The sequence below is a fragment of the Vibrio sp. V42_P2S4T144 genome, assembly GCF_009904715.1.
Lineage (GTDB): Bacteria > Pseudomonadota > Gammaproteobacteria > Enterobacterales > Vibrionaceae > Vibrio > Vibrio alginolyticus.
Window position 1 is genome coordinate 1 of record NZ_WXWS01000049.1, and the last position, 18,074, is coordinate 18,074.

General features: G+C 44.1%; 14 protein-coding genes. 9 read left to right on the forward strand and 5 right to left on the reverse strand.

Annotation, left to right across the window (positions count from 1 at the left end; all coding sequences use genetic code 11):
• The first annotated feature begins 105 nt into the window (after nucleotides 1-105).
• The 8 genes from pflB to CAG68_RS01495 all read left to right on the forward strand — a co-directional run bounded on the left by pflB (nucleotide 106) and on the right by CAG68_RS01495 (nucleotide 11,239).
• Entirely contained in the window at nucleotides 106-2,382 is a 2,277-nt protein-coding gene (pflB, locus tag CAG68_RS01460) for a formate C-acetyltransferase (protein WP_017820022.1), read from the forward strand.
• Nucleotides 2,383-2,535: 153 nt separating this feature from the next.
• Nucleotides 2,536-3,513, forward strand: coding sequence for a lipid A deacylase LpxR family protein (locus tag CAG68_RS01465; protein ID WP_005387855.1), 978 nt, complete (start codon nucleotides 2,536-2,538; stop codon nucleotides 3,511-3,513).
• 211 nt (nucleotides 3,514-3,724) lie between these two features.
• Nucleotides 3,725-4,465, forward strand: coding sequence for a pyruvate formate lyase 1-activating protein (pflA, locus tag CAG68_RS01470; RefSeq protein ID WP_005378444.1), 741 nt, complete (start codon nucleotides 3,725-3,727; stop codon nucleotides 4,463-4,465).
• A gap of 154 nt (nucleotides 4,466-4,619) precedes the next feature.
• The gene (locus tag CAG68_RS01475; RefSeq protein ID WP_053303246.1) at nucleotides 4,620-5,285 is read left to right on the forward strand and encodes an energy-coupling factor ABC transporter permease; all 666 of its coding nucleotides are present in this window, start codon (nucleotides 4,620-4,622) and stop codon (nucleotides 5,283-5,285) included.
• Nucleotides 5,286-5,421: 136 nt separating this feature from the next.
• A complete protein-coding gene (locus CAG68_RS01480; protein WP_005378446.1) occupies nucleotides 5,422-5,922 on the forward strand; it encodes a YfbU family protein in 501 nt (166 codons plus the stop codon).
• 492 nt (nucleotides 5,923-6,414) lie between these two features.
• Nucleotides 6,415-8,349 carry a PrkA family serine protein kinase gene (locus CAG68_RS01485; RefSeq protein ID WP_005378447.1) on the forward strand — a complete coding sequence of 645 codons (1,935 nt, stop codon included), beginning with the start codon at nucleotides 6,415-6,417 and terminating at the stop codon, nucleotides 8,347-8,349.
• 47 nt (nucleotides 8,350-8,396) lie between these two features.
• A complete protein-coding gene (locus tag CAG68_RS01490; protein WP_005378448.1) occupies nucleotides 8,397-9,668 on the forward strand; it encodes a YeaH/YhbH family protein in 1,272 nt (423 codons plus the stop codon).
• 11 nt (nucleotides 9,669-9,679) lie between these two features.
• Nucleotides 9,680-11,239, forward strand: a complete 1,560-nt coding sequence (locus CAG68_RS01495; protein WP_005378449.1) for a SpoVR family protein — start codon at nucleotides 9,680-9,682, stop codon at nucleotides 11,237-11,239.
• A gap of 79 nt (nucleotides 11,240-11,318) precedes the next feature.
• Here the strand turns inward: CAG68_RS01495 and kdsB are convergent, their stop codons facing one another.
• From kdsB to CAG68_RS01520, 5 genes are read right to left on the reverse strand one after another with little or no spacing between them, the layout of a single operon-like run.
• Nucleotides 11,319-12,074, reverse strand: coding sequence for a 3-deoxy-manno-octulosonate cytidylyltransferase (gene kdsB / locus CAG68_RS01500; protein WP_005378450.1), 756 nt, complete (start codon nucleotides 12,072-12,074; stop codon nucleotides 11,319-11,321).
• Nucleotides 12,074-12,253 carry a Trm112 family protein gene (locus CAG68_RS01505; RefSeq protein WP_005378451.1) on the reverse strand — a complete coding sequence of 60 codons (180 nt, stop codon included), beginning with the start codon at nucleotides 12,251-12,253 and terminating at the stop codon, nucleotides 12,074-12,076. Before CAG68_RS01505 ends, kdsB begins: the two co-directional genes overlap by 1 nt.
• Complete coding sequence (lpxK, locus tag CAG68_RS01510) at nucleotides 12,234-13,241, reverse strand: tetraacyldisaccharide 4'-kinase (protein WP_054729263.1); 1,008 nt, start codon at nucleotides 13,239-13,241, stop codon at nucleotides 12,234-12,236. Before lpxK ends, CAG68_RS01505 begins: the two co-directional genes overlap by 20 nt.
• Before the next feature lie 5 nt (nucleotides 13,242-13,246).
• A complete protein-coding gene (gene msbA, locus CAG68_RS01515; RefSeq protein WP_042522131.1) occupies nucleotides 13,247-14,995 on the reverse strand; it encodes a lipid A ABC transporter ATP-binding protein/permease MsbA in 1,749 nt (582 codons plus the stop codon).
• A 31-nt stretch (nucleotides 14,996-15,026) separates the two neighbouring features.
• Nucleotides 15,027-17,282, reverse strand: coding sequence for a DNA internalization-related competence protein ComEC/Rec2 (locus CAG68_RS01520; RefSeq protein ID WP_086046605.1), 2,256 nt, complete (start codon nucleotides 17,280-17,282; stop codon nucleotides 15,027-15,029).
• A gap of 8 nt (nucleotides 17,283-17,290) precedes the next feature.
• On the opposite strand from CAG68_RS01520, the gene CAG68_RS01525 reads away from it, so the two are divergent.
• Nucleotides 17,291-17,800, forward strand: a complete 510-nt coding sequence (locus CAG68_RS01525) for a DUF2062 domain-containing protein (protein ID WP_005387834.1) — start codon at nucleotides 17,291-17,293, stop codon at nucleotides 17,798-17,800.
• Nucleotides 17,801-18,074: the final 274 nt, after the last annotated feature.

An 18,074-nucleotide genomic window follows, 5' to 3' on the forward strand; every position in this document is an offset into this window, starting at 1 on the left:
ATATTGTTATTCATAAGAGTGTACTGTTCCCCTCTTTTATCTGGGGATAGCTGGCTCAACGGCGAAGCAGTACGTATTTTTTTCTACTAAAAAGGTAGGTATGTCATGGCAGAGCAATTTGCTAAAGCTTGGGAAGGTTTTGCTGCAGGCGACTGGCAAAACGAAGTAAACGTTCGTGATTTCATTCAGAAGAACTACACTCCGTACGAAGGCGACGAATCTTTCCTAGTTTCTGAAGGTACTGAAGCGACTAACAAGCTTTGGGCTAAGGTAATGGAAGGCATCAAACAAGAGAACTCGACTCACGCTCCTGTTGATTTTGATACTTCAGTTATCTCTACCATCACTGCTCACGATGCAGGCTACATCGAAAAAGACCTAGAAACTATCGTAGGTCTTCAAACTGACGCTCCTCTAAAACGTGCGATCATCCCTAACGGTGGTATCCGCATGGTTGAAGGTTCATGTAAAGCCTACGACCGCGAGCTAGACCCACAAGTTAAAAAAATCTATACAGAATACCGTAAAACTCACAACCAAGGCGTTTTCGATATCTACACTCCTCAAATCATGGCGTGTCGTAAATCTGGCGTACTGACTGGTCTTCCAGATGCATACGGTCGTGGTCGTATCATCGGTGACTACCGTCGTGTTGCTCTATACGGTATTGACTTCCTAATGAAGGATAAATTCGCGCAGTTCTCTTCTCTACAAGAGCGTTTTGAGAACGGCGAAGACCTACAAATGACAATGCAGCTTCGTGAAGAGATCGCAGAGCAACACCGTGCTCTAGGTCAAATCAAAGAAATGGCTGCAAAATACGGTTGTGATATTTCTCGTCCTGCTGAAACTGCGCAAGAAGCTATTCAGTGGACTTACTTCGGTTACCTAGCTGCTGTTAAATCTCAAAACGGTGCGGCTATGTCTCTAGGTCGTACTTCTACGTTCCTAGACATCTTCATCGAACGTGATATCGCGGCTGGTAAGCTAACTGAAGAACAAGCTCAGGAAATGATCGACCACTTCGTAATGAAACTACGTATGGTTCGTTTCCTACGTACTCCTGAGTACGATGATCTATTCTCTGGCGACCCTATCTGGGCAACTGAGTCTATGGGTGGTATGGGTCTTGACGGTCGTACGCTAGTTACTCGTACAAACTTCCGTTTCCTAAACTCACTATACACTATGGGTCCTTCTCCAGAGCCAAACATCACTGTTCTTTGGTCTGAGCAACTACCTGAAGGCTTCAAGAAGTTCTGTGCGAAAGTATCTATCGATACTTCTTCTATTCAGTACGAAAATGACGACCTAATGCGTCCAGACATGAACTCTGACGACTACGCGATCGCATGTTGTGTATCCCCAATGGTTGTTGGTAAGCAAATGCAGTTCTTCGGTGCTCGTGCGAACCTTGCGAAAACAATGCTTTACACCATCAACGGTGGTGTGGATGAGAAGCTAAAAATCCAAGTTGGCCCGCAAATGCCTAAGATCGAAGGCGATGTTCTTAACTACGATGAACTGTGGGAGAAAATGGACCACTTCATGGATTGGCTAGCGAAACAATATGTGACTGCACTAAACGCTATCCACTTCATGCACGATAAGTACAGCTACGAAGCGGCACTAATGGCTCTACACGACCGTGACGTTAAACGTACTATGGCTTGTGGTATTGCTGGTCTATCTGTTGCGGCTGACTCACTATCTGCAATTAAATACGCAAAAGTTAAGCCAATTCGTGACGAAGACGGTCTAGCAATCGACTTCGAAATCGAAGGCGATTACCCTAAATTCGGTAACAACGACCCACGCGTTGATGACATTGCATGTGAACTTGTTTCTGTATTTATGGGCAAAATCCGTAAGCTTAAGACTTACCGTGATGCAATCCCTACTCAGTCAATTCTTACTATCACTTCAAACGTGGTTTACGGTAAGAAAACTGGTAACACGCCTGACGGTCGTCGTGCTGGTGCTCCATTTGCTCCAGGTGCAAACCCAATGCACGGTCGTGACGAGAAAGGTGCTGTAGCATCACTAACTTCAGTTGCTAAACTGCCGTTTGCTGACGCACAAGATGGTATCTCTTACACATTCTCTATCGTACCTAACGCGCTAGGTAAAGATGAGGGTTCACAACGCGCTAACCTTGCTGGTCTTATGGATGGTTACTTCCACCACGAAGCGGGTATCGAAGGTGGCCAACACCTAAACGTGAACGTTCTTAACCGTGAAACTCTAGAAGACGCAGTTAAGCACCCAGAGAAATACCCTCAGCTAACAATCCGTGTATCTGGTTACGCTGTTCGCTTCAACTCTCTAACTGCAGAGCAACAAGCTGACGTAATCGCGCGTACATTCACTGAGTCTCTATAAGACTATAGCGAAATAACGTTCTAGTAATACAACAAAGGCTGATGCTAAGTAGCATCAGCCTTTTTTTATTTCTTGAATGAAAGTTGTGATATCGCGAAAGACTTTTGCCCGCATTCTTACGTATGATGCGAAAAAAGTTAGCAAATAAAGTCTATGAGATTTAGTAAATTAATTATTCTTACCCTTCTTTCTCCAGTTGCAATAGCATCCACTAAGTCTACGGTTTCTTTTACCATCGACAACGATGGTATTTTTGGCGTCGATCAAGACTATACGAATGGTGTTTTCCTTTCTTACGCGACAGACCAACTGACACAAGAAAGCCAATGGAAATGGCTGAGTCTAGCTAACTCAGAGCACGCCAATATCGATAAAATAGAGTTGGTTCTTGGCCACAAAATGTGGACTCCAAGCGACATTGAAGCCGATTATCCACTAATCAATGATCGCCCATATGCCGGTTACCTACACACCGAAATCAACTACCTTTCCCTAACGAGTGACAAAGCTGTACGGTACAATTTCACCATAGGAGCTACGGGTGAAAGTTCGCTATCAGAAAAGGCGCAAGAAATCGTTCACGGCATAACAGGATCGACGGACCCTCAAGGTTGGGATTACCAGATTGAAGATAAAGTTGCGTTCAGCCTTGGTTACCGCGTATTTAACAAATTGATGCGCAGCGAAGAACAAAAAACACAATGGGAGATTACCAACATTAACGACATCAATGCGGGTAACTTCCGTAGTGATGTCTCTCAAGGCGTCATGTTTCGTTGGGGTACAAACCTAGCGAATAGCATCGGAGCCGCCAATATCAGCGTCGAAAGCCCTTTCTCAGCAAGTATGATCGCTCAGAACACGTCGAGTTGGTTCTTGTTCACCGGGTTTGAAGGTCGTTACCGCTTTAATGACATGACTATCGAAGGAGATCGTCCTGGCATTCCTGAACCGTCAGCGCCATACGACGTCACACTGCAAAATTGGCAAGCAAGTGCCGTCGCGGGGGTATCTTGGTACAACCAAAATTACGGTGCAAGCATCACCTTTACAATTAAAACACCGGATTATGAAGAAGCCCAAACCGATGTTTATGGGACAGGCTCGTTCTCCGTGTTCGCCTTTTTCTAAAAACTGGATTATCCCAGCATCGAAGTCAATCTAGATACACGGCAAGTTCTCGGGGTAGGTATTAACCACCTCGTGTTCAAGCGTTTATGTAGATTGGCTCCATCTATTTTCTTTCTTCAAATAACCTTGCCTTTAGTACCGACAAAGCTGTTTTAACCCTGCTTTTTGTAATAAAATAACAGCTAGAATTTACTAGTAATGAGAGCAAAAGATGTCAACAGCTGGTCGTATTCACTCATTTGAGTCATGTGGTACCGTAGACGGACCTGGTATTCGATTTATCGTCTTCTTGCAAGGTTGTTTAATGCGCTGTAAGTATTGCCATAACCGCGATACTTGGGACACGCATGATGGCAAAGAAGTCACGGTTGAAGAAATCATTTCCGAAGCGAAAAGTTACCGCCACTTCATGAATGCATCAGGTGGTGGCGTTACTTGTTCTGGCGGCGAAGCGATGCTTCAACCGGAATTCGTACGTGATTTTTTCCGCGCTGCTAAAGCCGAAGGCATTCATACATGTCTAGATACTAACGGTTATGTTCGTAAGCACACTGATGTTATCGATGAAGTACTGGATGCAACAGACTTAGTCATGCTTGACATCAAACACATGAAAGACGAAGTGCACCAAGATCTCATCGGTGTATCCAACCGACGCACATTGGACTTTGCTCGTTACTTACAAAAAATCGGAAAGAAAACATGGATTCGCTATGTCGTCGTGCCTGGTTACACAGATGACCCAGAAGCAGCACACATGCTTGGTGAATTTATTAAAGACATGGATAACATCGAAAAGGTCGAGTTACTTCCTTACCACAAATTAGGGGCTCATAAGTGGGAAGCGTTAGGCTTAGAATACCCACTCGAAGGCGTAAACCCGCCACCGAAAGAAACCATGGATGAAATTCAATCCATTCTTGCTCAATACAACGATAACGTAAAATACTAAGTGAACCGCAAGACTAACCTCTTTAAGATACCAGCTTATTGCTGGTATTTTTTTGATTATATCTAAGCCTTATCAGTGAGTTTCTCTGCGGTCATTTAGGTATAAAAAGAACGATAGAAATGATTGCGTCATGTTCGCATAGGAAGGAAGTAACATGGATTTGTTTAACTTAGGCTCTCTTGTTGTCTCAATTTGGATAGTAGTAGTCTACTGCCTACCAGATTGGAAAAAAGTCGTTTGGCCAAAACTGGAAAAAGAGAAAGGATTTCAGCACCTCGTTTTTGCAACGCTCTTCTTTTTCAGTATTTTATGGGCCGCTCAAGCAGGTGTAAAAGAAGGATTACAGATTCATTTTCTTGCACTAACAACGCTGACGATGATGTATGGTTGGCGCATGGCATTTCTACTCAGCATTCCCGCTATGTTGGTCAACCACCTACTACATGATGTGTCCTTGCTACTCTTACCCACGTCGTTAGTTCTATCTGCCCTAATTCCGATTTTCATTAGTTACTTAGTGTTTCTTCTGAGTTACCACTACTTGCCACGAAACATTTTTGTTTTCATCTTCGTTGCTGGATTTTTCAATGGCGCGATAACAGGAAGTCTGCACCTCATCATTAACTCTTTTTATCACCTATCAGTTGGTCACTACGATTGGGAAACCATTCAACATAACTACTTTGTTTTTGTGCCGTTGCTCGCCTTTCCAGAAGGTCTATTAAATGGTATGGCACTGGCGGTTTTAACCGTATTCAAGCCAGAGTGGCTGAGAGTATTTTCAGACCGAGACTACATATACAATCATTACCATAAATAAGTGTTTTCAAACTGGTCAAAAGTGACAGTTCTTGCCATTTTTTAGTATTAAATATGTGTTGAGATCATGTTTCACTCATGTCTTAAGCGTTAACCTAAGCACATTAAAAATGTATTAGATATCTAGTGAGGTCACCATGGAAATGTCAAACGCTCAACGTTTGATTCTATCAAACCAATACAACCTTATGTCTCAACTTGATCCAAGTAATGCGGCCAAATACAAACGCTTACAAACGATCGTTGAACGTGGTTATGAACTACAAATGCGAGAGTTGAACAAAGATTTCGGCTGCCTCTCAGAAGCAGAGTGTCGTGAGATCATCGACGTTATGGAGATGTATCATGCGATGCAAGAATCTTACAACATGCTAGACGATGAAGATCGCAGCAACGTAGATCAGCGCCGCTTGAAGTTCTTGGGATTTGATATTGCTTCAGAAGCGCAACAAGTACATTACGTACGTTTTCTCATCGATTCTGAAGGTTTGTACCCTCAGTTTGACAAGGCAGATCATCACTTTAACAGCCAAATGCCGATGCTAGATAAATACCGCCGTATGCTGCAAACTTGGCGTAACTGCCCTCGTCAGTATCATTTATGTGAAAACGAACTAGCGCAAATCTTCAGCGCATAAAATGGTCGTCTAAGAATGAGGAGAGCGCCCGCTCTCCTTGTTATTTACCCTGTCACAAACTTATCTAAGACTTTGCTCTCTTCCTACCTCTTTCACTTACCTTGCTCAATGTAGAACAACGAATCACTGAGACTCTTCTGTCTTTGCCAAATATTTGATTTCTATTGCACCTATTCACGACATAAACTCGTCCTTAATAAAAGAGTGATTCAAATGTCACTTTTACAATAAATTCATAATTGTTAAGCAAAATTGCAAATCCCCGACTAGGCTTAAGTAGAGAAAGGCTGTGATTGAAAAATTCATATCCACCGCTCACCGTTGTAACGAAAAACCGTCCATAAAGCAAAGTCTTTGGTGTCGCCAATCTTACATTCTGTACGAACCAAATGTGATAACAGGACGTATATTCAAACAACAACGAGCATAACTGTTGGTGGAAAGCCTGAATCAACGTTCGTCGGTAGACTGACTATTAAAGGGGAAAGCGACATGAGTATTTTCGACCACTATCAATCAAGATATGAAGCTGCAAAAGATGAAGAGATGTCGTTACAGGAGTTTTTAGCCCTGTGTAAAGATGACAAAAGCGCTTATGCTAATGCAGCAGAACGCCTACTGATGGCGATTGGTGAACCAGAGATAATCGATACGGCAAAGGATCCGAGACTAAGCCGAATCTTCTCGAATCGTGTTATCTCTCGTTATGAAACCTTTAAAGACTTTTATGGCATGGAAGATGCTATAGAACAAATTGTGTCTTACCTAAAACATGCGGCGCAAGGCCTAGAAGAGCGTAAGCAGATTCTTTACCTACTCGGCCCTGTAGGTGGCGGTAAGTCTTCGCTTGCAGAAAAGCTTAAGGCTCTGATGGAACAGATGCCTATTTATGTTCTTACTGCTAACGGCGAACGCAGCCCAGTGAATGACCATCCATTCTGCCTATTCAAAGCCACAGAAGATGGCGATATTTTGAAAAAAGAGTATGGCATCGAGCACCGTTATCTTCGCTCGATCATGTCTCCTTGGGCTGCTAAACGTCTTCACGAGTTTGGTGGTGATATCACCAAATTTAAAGTAGTGAAAGTACGCCCTTCTATCCTTGACCAAATCGGTATTGCCAAAACTGAACCAGGCGATGAAAACAACCAAGATATCTCATCATTGGTTGGTAAAGTCGATATTCGTAAGCTTGAACACTATTCGCAAGACGATCCAGACGCTTACAGCTACTCCGGTGCGCTGTGTAAAGCAAACCAAGGTTTAATGGAATTCGTTGAGATGTTCAAAGCACCAATCAAAGTGCTTCACCCGCTGCTAACAGCAACGCAAGAAGGCAACTTCAACGGTACAGAAGGCCTTTCTGCGATTCCATTCGACGGTATGATTCTGGCTCACTCAAACGAATCTGAGTGGCAGACCTTCCGTAACAACAAGAACAATGAAGCGTTCTTGGACCGTGTTTATATTGTGAAAGTACCTTACTGTCTACGTGTTTCAGAAGAAGTCAAAATCTACCAAAAACTTCTTGAAAACAGTGAGTTGTCTCAAGCCCCTTGTTCACCAAGCACGCTCGAGACTCTGGCACAATTCAGTATTCTTTCTCGACTTAAAGAGCCTGAAAACTCGTCCATCTTCTCTAAGATGCGCGTATACGACGGTGAAACGCTGAAAGATACGGATCCAAAGGCAAAAAGCTATCAAGAGTATCGTGATTATGCTGGTGTCGATGAAGGCATGAACGGTCTCTCAACACGTTTTGCCTTTAAGATTTTGTCACGCGTATTTAACTTCGACCAAACCGAAGTGGCAGCCAACCCTGTACATCTATTCTATGTGATTGAACAACAGGTTGAGCGCGAACAGTTCCCTGCTGAAACAGCAGAGAAATATCTCGAGTTCTTGAAAGGCTACCTAGTACCTCGATACGTTGAATTTATCGGTAAAGAGATTCAGACCGCTTATCTTGAGTCTTACTCTGAGTACGGCCAAAACATTTTCGACCGATATGTCACCTATGCAGACTTCTGGATTCAAGACCAAGAGTACCGAGATCCAGAAACTGGTCAGCTATTTGATCGCTCTTCACTGAATGCTGAGCTAGAGAAGATCGAAAAAACAGCTGGTATTTCTAACCCGAAAGATTTCCGAAACGAAATCGTTAACTTTGTGCTTCGTGCGAAAGCGAATAACAATGGTCAAAACCCGGTTTGGACCAGCTACGAAAAACTGCGCACAGTAATCGAGAAGAAAATGTTCTCCAATACCGAAGAGCTACTTCCGGTTATCTCATTTAATGCGAAAACCTCTTCTGAAGATCAGAAGAAGCACGACGACTTTGTCGCTCGCATGATGGAAAAAGGCTATACCGAGAAACAGGTTCGCCTACTTTCTGAGTGGTACCTACGAGTACGTAAGTCATCCTAACCCAGTATTGAGTTAGGTCGCTTGTGAAACATGAAGAGGGCTATTTCATGGCGCAATTTATAGACCGAAGGCTCAATGGCAAGAACAAGAGCGCTGTTAATCGACAGCGCTTCTTGAAGCGCCACAAAGAGCAAATAAAAGAGTCGGTAGCAGACGCAGTGAATCGACGCTCGATTACGAATACGGAAACGGGCGAAGACGTCTCTATCCCTCACAAAGACATCAATGAGCCTATATTTCATCAAGGCAAAGGTGGTGTTCGCGAACGAGTTCATCCCGGTAACGATCAATTTATTACTGGTGATAAAATTGAGCGTCCCAAAGGTGGCGGTCAGGGTAGCGGCTCAGGAGAAGGGAACGCCAGTCCAGATGGAGAAGGCCAAGACGAATTTGTATTCCAAATATCAAAAGATGAGTACCTCGATATTTTGTTCGAAGATCTCGAGCTGCCTAATCTAGAAAAAAACCAAATTGCCAAAATCACTGAATGGAAAACACACCGTGCAGGCTTTCAAACTGCCGGTATCCCTTCCAATATCGCCGTAGTACGTTCTCTGCAACAATCTCTTGCGCGCCGTACTGCAATGACTGCCGGTAAAAAACGACTTCTTAAAGAGTTAGAAGACGAACTTGCTCGCATCAAAAATATTGAACCTGCTCAGCAGTTTGAAGAGAACCGCTTGAAGGCTGAAATTGAAGAACTGCGCAAGAAAATCGAAAGCGTGCCGTTCATCGATACCTTCGACTTACGCTTCAAGAACTATGAGAAACGCCCGGTACCATCGAGCCAAGCGGTCATGTTCTGTCTAATGGACGTATCCGGTTCGATGGATCAGGCAACGAAAGACATCGCAAAACGCTTCTATGTTCTTTTGTACTTGTTCTTAACTCGTACCTACGAGAATGTCGAAGTCGTCTTTATCCGCCACCATACCCAAGCGAAGGAAGTGGACGAGCACGAATTTTTCTATTCACAAGAAACCGGGGGTACCATTGTATCTAGCGCGCTCAAGTTAATGGATGAAATAGTAAAAGAGCGATACCCGATTGGTCAGTGGAACATATATGCAGCTCAAGCATCCGACGGTGACAACTGGGCAGATGATTCGCCAAGATGCCGGGATCTGTTAGTGAACAAATTACTTCCAAACTGTCAGTACTACTCTTACATAGAGATCACGCGGCGCTCGCACCAAACTCTATGGCATGAGTACGAAAAACTCACTGAAGAGTTTCCTAATTTCGCAATGAAAAACATTCGCTCTGTGGAGGATATTTTCCCAGTCTTTCGTGAACTATTCCAAAAAGAAACGGCGTAAGGAGGCTAGCGATGAATACCGCAACGAGAAACCTCTCAGGAGAGGCGCCTAAGAAGCGTAACAGTAAAGTGTTGCCAGATGGACCAGATTGGACATTTGAGCTGTTAGAGCGATACCACAAAGAAATTAAGCGTGTCGCGGAGCATTATCGCCTAGACACTTACCCTAACCAAATAGAAGTGATTACTTCAGAACAGATGATGGATGCCTATTCAAGCATCGGCATGCCAATCAATTACAACCACTGGTCATTTGGTAAAAAATTCATTCAAACAGAGCAGAACTATAAACATGGTCAAATGGGGCTAGCCTACGAGATTGTGATTAACTCCGACCCTTGTATTGCTTATTTGATGGAAGAAAATACGGTAACAATGCAAGCACTCGTGATAGCACACGCGTGTTACGGCCATAACTCTTTTTTCAAAGGTAATTACCTATTCCAAACGTGGACTGACGCCAGTTCTATTATCGACTATCTGCTGTTCGCCAAAAAGTACTTAGCCGAATGTGAAGAACGATATGGCGTAAAAGAAGTGGAAAAGCTGCTCGACTCTTGTCACGCGTTAATGAACTTTGGTGTAGACCGCTACAAGCGTCCAGAGAAAATCTCAATTACAGAGGAAAAAGCAAGACAAGAAGAACGCGAAGCATACCTACAATCTCAAGTTAATGAGCTTTGGCGCACGGTACCAACAGCCAAGACGAAAGAGGAAGACATTAAAGAGCGATTCCCAAGCGAGCCTCAGGAAAACTTGCTCTACTTCTTCGAAAAACATGCGCCGTTGCTAGAGCCATGGCAACGTGAAGTTGTTCGGATCGTCCGTAAGATCAGTCAGTATTTTTATCCGCAAAAACAAACGCAAGTCATGAATGAAGGCTGGGCAACGTTCTGGCACTACACCATACTCAACCATCTTTATGATGAGGGCTTGGTGTCTGAAAAGTTCATTCTAGAGTTCTTACATAGCCACACCAGTGTCGTGGCTCAGCCACCTTATAACAGCCCTTACTTTAATGGCATTAACCCCTACGCGTTAGGCTTTGCCATGTTCCGAGATATTAAGCGTATCTGTGAAGAACCAACTGATGAGGACAAAGAGTGGTTTCCAGACTTGGCAGGAACCGACTGGTTAGATGCTGTGCATTTCGCGATGCATAATTTCAAAGATGAAAGCTTTATTAGCCAATACCTTTCTCCGAAATTAATGCGTGATTTCAAGCTGTTTGCGATCAACGATGATGATCATAAGAACTTTATTGAAGTCGCTGCGATACACGACGAGATGGGTTATAAACGCATTAGAGAAACCTTAGCTGCTCAGTATAACTTATCTAATCTTGAGCCAAACATTCAGGTGTTTAATGTCGATGTCCGTGGTGATCGATCGCTTACGTTGCAGTACGTTCCTCACAACCGCATCCCACTTGATGATAGTTACGAAGAAGTTCTAAAGCACGTGTATCGATTATGGGGCTTTGATGTCATTCTCCAAGAAGTGAAAGACACCGGTCACCGAGAGGTCTTAGCGACCTGCCCTAAACGGAACCAATACGACACTAACATTTAACTAATACCTCGATACAAGTAAAACAAAAAGGCTCCTAATTCAGGAGCCTTGTTTATTCTTAAATCTATCTGAGCATTTGTTACGCTTGCTTTGCAACAATCGCGCGCACGGCTTCTAGGTCTTCGGGCGTATCAACCCCTGCCGCTGGTGCTTCTTTCGCTACCGCCACATGAATTTTTTCACCGTACCAAAGCACTCGCAGTTGCTCAAGACACTCAATCTGCTCTAATGCACTTGGTGCCCAATTGACATACGTATTAATGAAACCAGCTCGATAAGCATAAATACCAATATGACGCATTAATGGGTTGGCAATGGTTTTGTCTTGTTTAGCAAAGTTATCGCGATCCCAAGGGATGGTTGCTCGACTAAAGTACAACGCATAGCCTTGCTCATCTGCGACAACTTTAACAGCGTTCGGGTTGAACACTTCCTCTTCCGAGTCTATTTCTACAGCTAACGTCGCCATCGGGGCTTCACACCCAGATAAGTTATCAGCAACCTGACGAATGATGGACGGCGGAATCAAAGGCTCATCCCCTTGCACATTAACAATAATGTGGTCTGACGGAATAGCCATTTTTTCAACAACTTCTGCAAGACGCTCCGTACCTGATTCGTGGTGGGGAGAGGTCATACAAACTTTACCACCAAATGACGAAACCGCTTTCGCAACACGCTCGTCATCAGTTGCAACGATGACATCTTCCGCACCCGCTTGTAGCGCTTGTTCATAAACCCACTGAACCATAGGCTTACCACCAATATCCGCTAGCGGTTTACCAGGCAAACGGCTCGATGCGTAGCGCGAAGGGATGACAACCGTAAAAGACATTAGCGTCCCTCATCCATGCTCATAGTGCGAGCTTCAGGCTCTAGCAGAACTGGAATACCCTCTTTGATCGGGTAAGCAAGGCGATCCAATTTGCAGATCAACTCTTGATTATCTTTATCGTACGTCAGCTTACCTTTGCAAACAGGGCAAGCTACAATCTCAAGTAGACGGTGATCCATAAGCCGCTTTAACCTCTTTTATTCTATTTAAAATTTGCTCTGCATCGTTTGACTCAAACTGGGCAGATACAGGCAGATACCACCAATTATCTTGCGCATAATGGCTGCACTTGACGGCATCTTTCTCGGTCATAATCACATTGGTCCCTTGTTGAGCCAATGCTTCTAATTCTTGTTGATCAAAGTCTTGATGGTCAGCAAAACCTTTTGTGACTTTAACATCTGCGTTCATCGAGTTTAGTGTATGAAAAAAACGCGGAGGATGCCCAATGCCCGCAAATGCGACGAGATCTTTCAACTCCGAGACATCCACATGTTGCTTAGTCTTAAGATTAATAGCTTTAGAGGGTGCTAAAGCCATTGCGATTTCGCCCGTATGCGCTTGACCGCCATTGGTGATGATAAAGTCGACTTCTTTAAGTCGCTCAATACCTTCACGTAAAGGACCTAATGGAATCAGGCTTTCATTCCCAAACCGGCGATTCCCATCCACAATCACTAACTCAATATCACGGCCTAACGCATAATGTTGTAATCCATCATCCGTAATTATGATATCCACATCCAAATCTAGCAGTGCTTTCACTGCATTTGAACGCACAGGATCTACCGCAACAGGTGCTCCTGTACGGCGATGAATCAACTTAGGTTCATCGCCACAATGCTTCGCTGGCGTATCTTCTTTTAGCACTAACGGATAGGCAGGAGCCTTTGCCCCATAACCACGAGAAACAACCCCCGGCTTAAAGCCCATTTGCTGTAGTTGCTCAACAAGCCACACAACAACTGGTGTTTTACCATTGCCACCAGCAGTGATATTGCCAACCACAACAACAGGTATAGGCGCATTATAAGCTTGCTTGCGGCCAGTTTGGTATTGCTTTCGCTTTGACTTGCTTATCGCTCCAAATAATAAACTCAGTGGCCACAAAAGCGGCCACAAGAGATATTTTATTGGATGGCTTTCAAACCAGATTTTTTCAATCACCGCGCTTATTCACCAAACTGAATACGGTGCAATTGTGCATACGCACCATTTTTCTCAATAAGCTCAGCGTGGTTGCCACGTTCAATGATGGCACCATCATCAACCACAAGAATTTCATCGGCTTTCTCGATTGTGGATAAGCGGTGCGCTATTACAAGTACCGTTTTGTCTTTTTGCAGCTCATCAAGTGCAGCTTGAATAGCTCGCTCGGATTCGGTATCCAAAGCCGAAGTTGCCTCATCAAGAATCAGCACTGGAGCATCACGCAATAGAGCTCGCGCAATCGCAACACGTTGGCGTTGACCACCAGACAAGCTAGCACCATTTTCACCAATCATGGTATCAAGTCCATCATCCATTTTGCCGATGAACTCCATCGCATGCGCGAGTGTTGCCGCTTTCTCGATATCACTGCGCTCGTATTGGCCATCCGTTGCGTACGCAATATTGTTTGCTATCGTGTCATTAAACAAATGAACATTTTGCGATACTAGTGCAAATTGCTGACGTAAATTCTTTAGCTCGTAATCACGAATATCATGCCCATCTAATGTGATAGATCCACTGTCAACATCATAGAAGCGGTTGAACAAGTTCGCGATGGTACTTTTACCTGAGCCAGAACGGCCAACTAGCGCCACCGTTTTTCCTCTTGGAATATCGAAGCTGACATTTTCCAATGCTGGTTTTTCTGCACCAGTGTAAGTAAAGCTTACGTTTTTAACTGAAACATCGCCATTTGCGCGTTCAACTGTCAACTTACCTTCGTTTTTCTCAGGCTCGAGGTCAATTAACGCGAAGAGCGTTTGGCTCGCGGCCATACCACGTTGGAACTGAGAAGTAACGTTAGTCAGCGCTTTAAGTGGGCGCATCAGACCAAACATTGCAGAGAACACAACAGTAAATGTACCTGGAGTCAGTTGCTCTTTAATCGAATCAATACTTGCTAAATAAAGAACGGCAACAATTGCAAGTGATGCAATCATTTGGATGATAGGATTAGCCGCCGCTTGAGCCGTCACCAACTTCATGCTTTGTTGACGCATTTGGTTGCTGACTTTTTCAAATCGTTTACGTTCGATGTCTTGGCCGCCATAGCTCAACACAACTTTATGGCCTTTCAGCATCTGCTCTGCTGATGCAGTTACGTTACCCATCATGGTCTGCATATTTTTGGATATTTTTCTAAAACGTTTAGAAACAACACCAATACCCCATGCCACAACGGGAGCAACAGCAAACAGCACTAGCGACAATTGCCAGCTGTTGTAAAACATCAAGACTAACAGACCAATGATACTTGCGCCTTCACGCACAATGCTCACCAACGCTTGGCTAGTTGCCGCTGATACTTGCTCTGAGTCGTAGGTTATACGCGACAATAAGTTGCCCGTCTTTTCCTTATCAAAGTAAGACACTGGCATATGCATAAAGTGATTGAACACCATGCGACGGACTTGCATAACTACGTTGCCAGATACCCAGCTCAAACAGTAGGTGGAGACAAATCCACTTATGCCACGGATGAACATCATGGCAAAAATAATCAATGGAAGCGTGCGTAAAAAATCAGATTCAGCGTTCCCAAAACCTTCATCGAGTAGTGGTTTTAGCAGGGAAATCATATAGGTATCTGATATAGCATTAATAACTAATGCAATGACTGCAACGACAAGACCTGACTTATAAAGGCGAATAAATTGCCATAGACGCTTAAACGTCTGCCAAGTCGTTTCATCAGTATTTATCGACATAGAAGTGCTTTATTTTCTTACATTAAGACTCTCATTCTACTCCCTTACGCAGCATCTGCCTATACCAAGGCTCAAATGTATCGCTACGTTTGGTTTCTGAGCGCCAATTATCACGGTGAATAAAGAAGCTTACCTGACCACCCTCACCAGTATCAAGCCAAGTAACGCCAAGCTTTCGGTATGAAGCAACGACATTTTCCGCTGGCATTCCCCATCGATTGTTTTTTGCTAAAGAAGCAACCGCCACACTCGGGCTCACCGCCTCGATAAATCGAGGATTCGATGAACTTTTACTCCCGTGGTGAGGGACTAGCATCACATCGCTTTGTAACTTTCCGGGTTCTCTAAGCAAAATCCACTCGCTAATGGCCTCAATATCACCAGTAAAAAGCATACTAAAGTTAGAAATAGGGTCAGTAAGTCGTAATACACAGGAGTGCGGATTATACGCACGTTGAACAAGTGCAGGAGGCCAGAGCACTTCCATGTTTAATCCTTGCCATTTCCATTGGTCGCCTCTAGTGCAAGGCTCATATTCGATAAAGAATTGACTACTAAGTTTACGCTGTGGAGAAAAGGCATCTTCAATGAAAAAGCGGCCGCCTGCGTGATCATTATCGGAATGGCTTAGAATCAGTGTATCTATGCTTTCATAACCTCGTTGATGCAAAACCGGAGTGACGACCTGCTCTGCGATACTGCCGCTTTGCCATGCTTTACCAGTGTCATACAGCAACACCTTGTCGTCTTTTTCTACAACCACTGCAAGGCCATGACCTACATCTAATACATCGATACGCCAATGCGGTTCATACTCCGCTGCAAACTTGATACTAATAACGATGCCGAGTAACAAATACCACGCGTACTGAGACATGAACCGTTGAAATATTAACCAAACCACTATCACCATAACCAGCATTGTCATTTCCATGCTAATGGGTTGCCAAGAACCTACTGCGTACTGTATTGACGTGCTCAATGGCTGTAATGACCAGTCCACCAAATGCCACAGAGGCTTCGCTATCATTTCAAGAAACAAAGATGAGAACAGGGCTAGAAACATCAAAGGTACAACGATAAATCCGAACCAAGGAATAAATACCAAGTTGTAGGCTATTGAGGACAAACTAAAACCGGAGAAGAAATGGCCACTAACAGGTACGATTAAAGCGCTCAACATCAATTGAGTAAGCAATAACGCCTTTAATCGCGCTTTCCAACCTCCCCTTTGATGTCGAATCAAATTAATTGCGAACAATACCGCACAAACGGAGAGGTACGATAACCAAAAGCTCATACTGTAGGATGCAAAAGGTTGGACAAGCAGTTGTAGAGATACTGCAAGCAAAAGAACTCGCCAAGAAGTCCAGTGCACCAGAGTATACTTCAGGAGAACGTAAACAACGCATACCGACACTGCTCGCGTAGTAGGCAGAGAGAAATCCGCTAACCAAGCGTAGGCAACAGCGAAGATCAGCCCATATAAGCTAGGTAACAACTGGTATTGGGGTAATAGATAACGAACGGTACCGCCCACGACTAGCCCAAAAGTAAACGCCATACCAATATGTAAACCAGAAATGGAGACCAAATGCAGTAAACCACTGTCCCTGAGCGCTTGCCAATCTTCCTTAGACAACCAAGAACGGTCAGCAAAAACTAACGCACTTATTAACGAGAAATGATGAAGGGAAGACACATCATCAGCGACATCGGCAATAATGGATTGACGCAGAGATACATTAGAACGAACAATCCACTGAGCGTCTTTGTTAACAACCGCTCGGGCGATAATATTTTTACCCATCGCGTGCTTTTCAGCATCAAAGCCAGCTTCGTTGCGTAGACCTGTAATCGGCTTTAACGAGATGGATGTCGTAAACTCACTGTTAACATCGAGTGGAAAAGGCGTAATAAGACGGATTTTAGGTTTAAGAAAAGGTAACAGAGTTTGAGAATTTACCGCTTCTATAGCGACAATACCTTCATAACCGTGACTTATTTGCGTAAAAGGGCTGTCAACTTTACCAATTATGGTAATATTCTCCCCTGCTTGAAAAAGGGCTTGTCTCTGAGACTCCAATACATTGCCGTGGACGATGACAACCATAAAGCCCGCAATTGCGCCTATGCTAATTAAGCCACGACGTAATTTGATTATTGAGCCAGTGGTTATTATTCCCAGCAGCAACCAACGCCAATCTGGTATTGTCGGCCACCAAGCTGACGAGATTACGCTCGCTACAAATAACGCCAAGGTCCAACTTTTTTCTGAGAGAGTCATGCTGTCCTATGCCTAGAAAGCTGATAAAACGCTTCATGCCAGATCATGAATTGATCAAACGCCAAAAAGCATTGAAGGTCTTCGGCAATGTGTTGTACAACCCAAACTTGTGGTGCTTAAACCGCCGCTCGGCATCAGGGGCTTTTGCTGTCGGGTTATTTATGGCTTTTGTTCCGCTGCCGAGCCAAATGATCATGGCCGCTGGTTTGGCCATTATGTTGGGTGTCAATCTGCCCCTCTCCGTCGCTTTGGTATGGATCAGCAATCCTATCACTATGCCTGTGCTATTTTACTTTGCGTACAAGCTAGGTGCTCTAGTGATGCGTCTTCCCCCGCAACCTTTTCACTTTGAACTATCGTGGGAATTCATCATGCAGCAAATGAGCACCATTGGACCTCCATTTCTATTGGGCTGCGCAATTTGTGGGGTTGTATCCGCGATTATTGGCTACTTCGGAATTCGAGGGCTTTGGCGCTACTCCGTGGTACGGAGCTGGCAAAAACGCAAAATAAGATAAGACCTTACTGCGTAAAAATCAGCATTTGAGCTATCAGTTGAGGGGCATCTAACAGTTAGAATGAAACGCGATGTTACTCAAGTCGGATAAATACAAAAAAGGACCGAATTCGGTCCTTTTTGTTTTTCGCATATTGTAAAACAATCCGCTATTTAGAACTCAGTACAGCCGCCGGATTCAACCTTGCGGCACGCGAAGCAGGATACCACGTCGCAAGTAAACTAAGCACTATCGCCGTCACTGACACCAATGCCACATCTGGCCAGTGTAGTTG

Excerpts from the sequence above, each read along its gene's own strand:
- pflA (WP_005378444.1), top strand. The coding sequence starts at position 3,725 with ATGTCAACAGCTGGTCGTATTCACTCATTTGAGTCATGTGGTACCGTA.
- CAG68_RS01485 (WP_005378447.1), top strand. The coding sequence starts at position 6,415 with ATGAGTATTTTCGACCACTATCAATCAAGATATGAAGCTGCAAAAGAT.
- CAG68_RS01475 (WP_053303246.1), top strand. The coding sequence starts at position 4,620 with ATGGATTTGTTTAACTTAGGCTCTCTTGTTGTCTCAATTTGGATAGTA.
- CAG68_RS01520 (WP_086046605.1), bottom strand. The coding sequence starts at position 17,282 with ATGACTCTCTCAGAAAAAAGTTGGACCTTGGCGTTATTTGTAGCGAGC.
- CAG68_RS01490 (WP_005378448.1), top strand. The coding sequence starts at position 8,397 with ATGGCGCAATTTATAGACCGAAGGCTCAATGGCAAGAACAAGAGCGCT.
- msbA (WP_042522131.1), bottom strand. The coding sequence starts at position 14,995 with ATGTCGATAAATACTGATGAAACGACTTGGCAGACGTTTAAGCGTCTA.
- kdsB (WP_005378450.1), bottom strand. The coding sequence starts at position 12,074 with ATGTCTTTTACGGTTGTCATCCCTTCGCGCTACGCATCGAGCCGTTTG.
- CAG68_RS01465 (WP_005387855.1), top strand. The coding sequence starts at position 2,536 with ATGAGATTTAGTAAATTAATTATTCTTACCCTTCTTTCTCCAGTTGCA.
- CAG68_RS01505 (WP_005378451.1), bottom strand. The coding sequence starts at position 12,253 with ATGGATCACCGTCTACTTGAGATTGTAGCTTGCCCTGTTTGCAAAGGT.
- CAG68_RS01480 (WP_005378446.1), top strand. The coding sequence starts at position 5,422 with ATGGAAATGTCAAACGCTCAACGTTTGATTCTATCAAACCAATACAAC.
- CAG68_RS01525 (WP_005387834.1), top strand. The coding sequence starts at position 17,291 with ATGCCTAGAAAGCTGATAAAACGCTTCATGCCAGATCATGAATTGATC.
- pflB (WP_017820022.1), top strand. The coding sequence starts at position 106 with ATGGCAGAGCAATTTGCTAAAGCTTGGGAAGGTTTTGCTGCAGGCGAC.
- CAG68_RS01495 (WP_005378449.1), top strand. The coding sequence starts at position 9,680 with ATGAATACCGCAACGAGAAACCTCTCAGGAGAGGCGCCTAAGAAGCGT.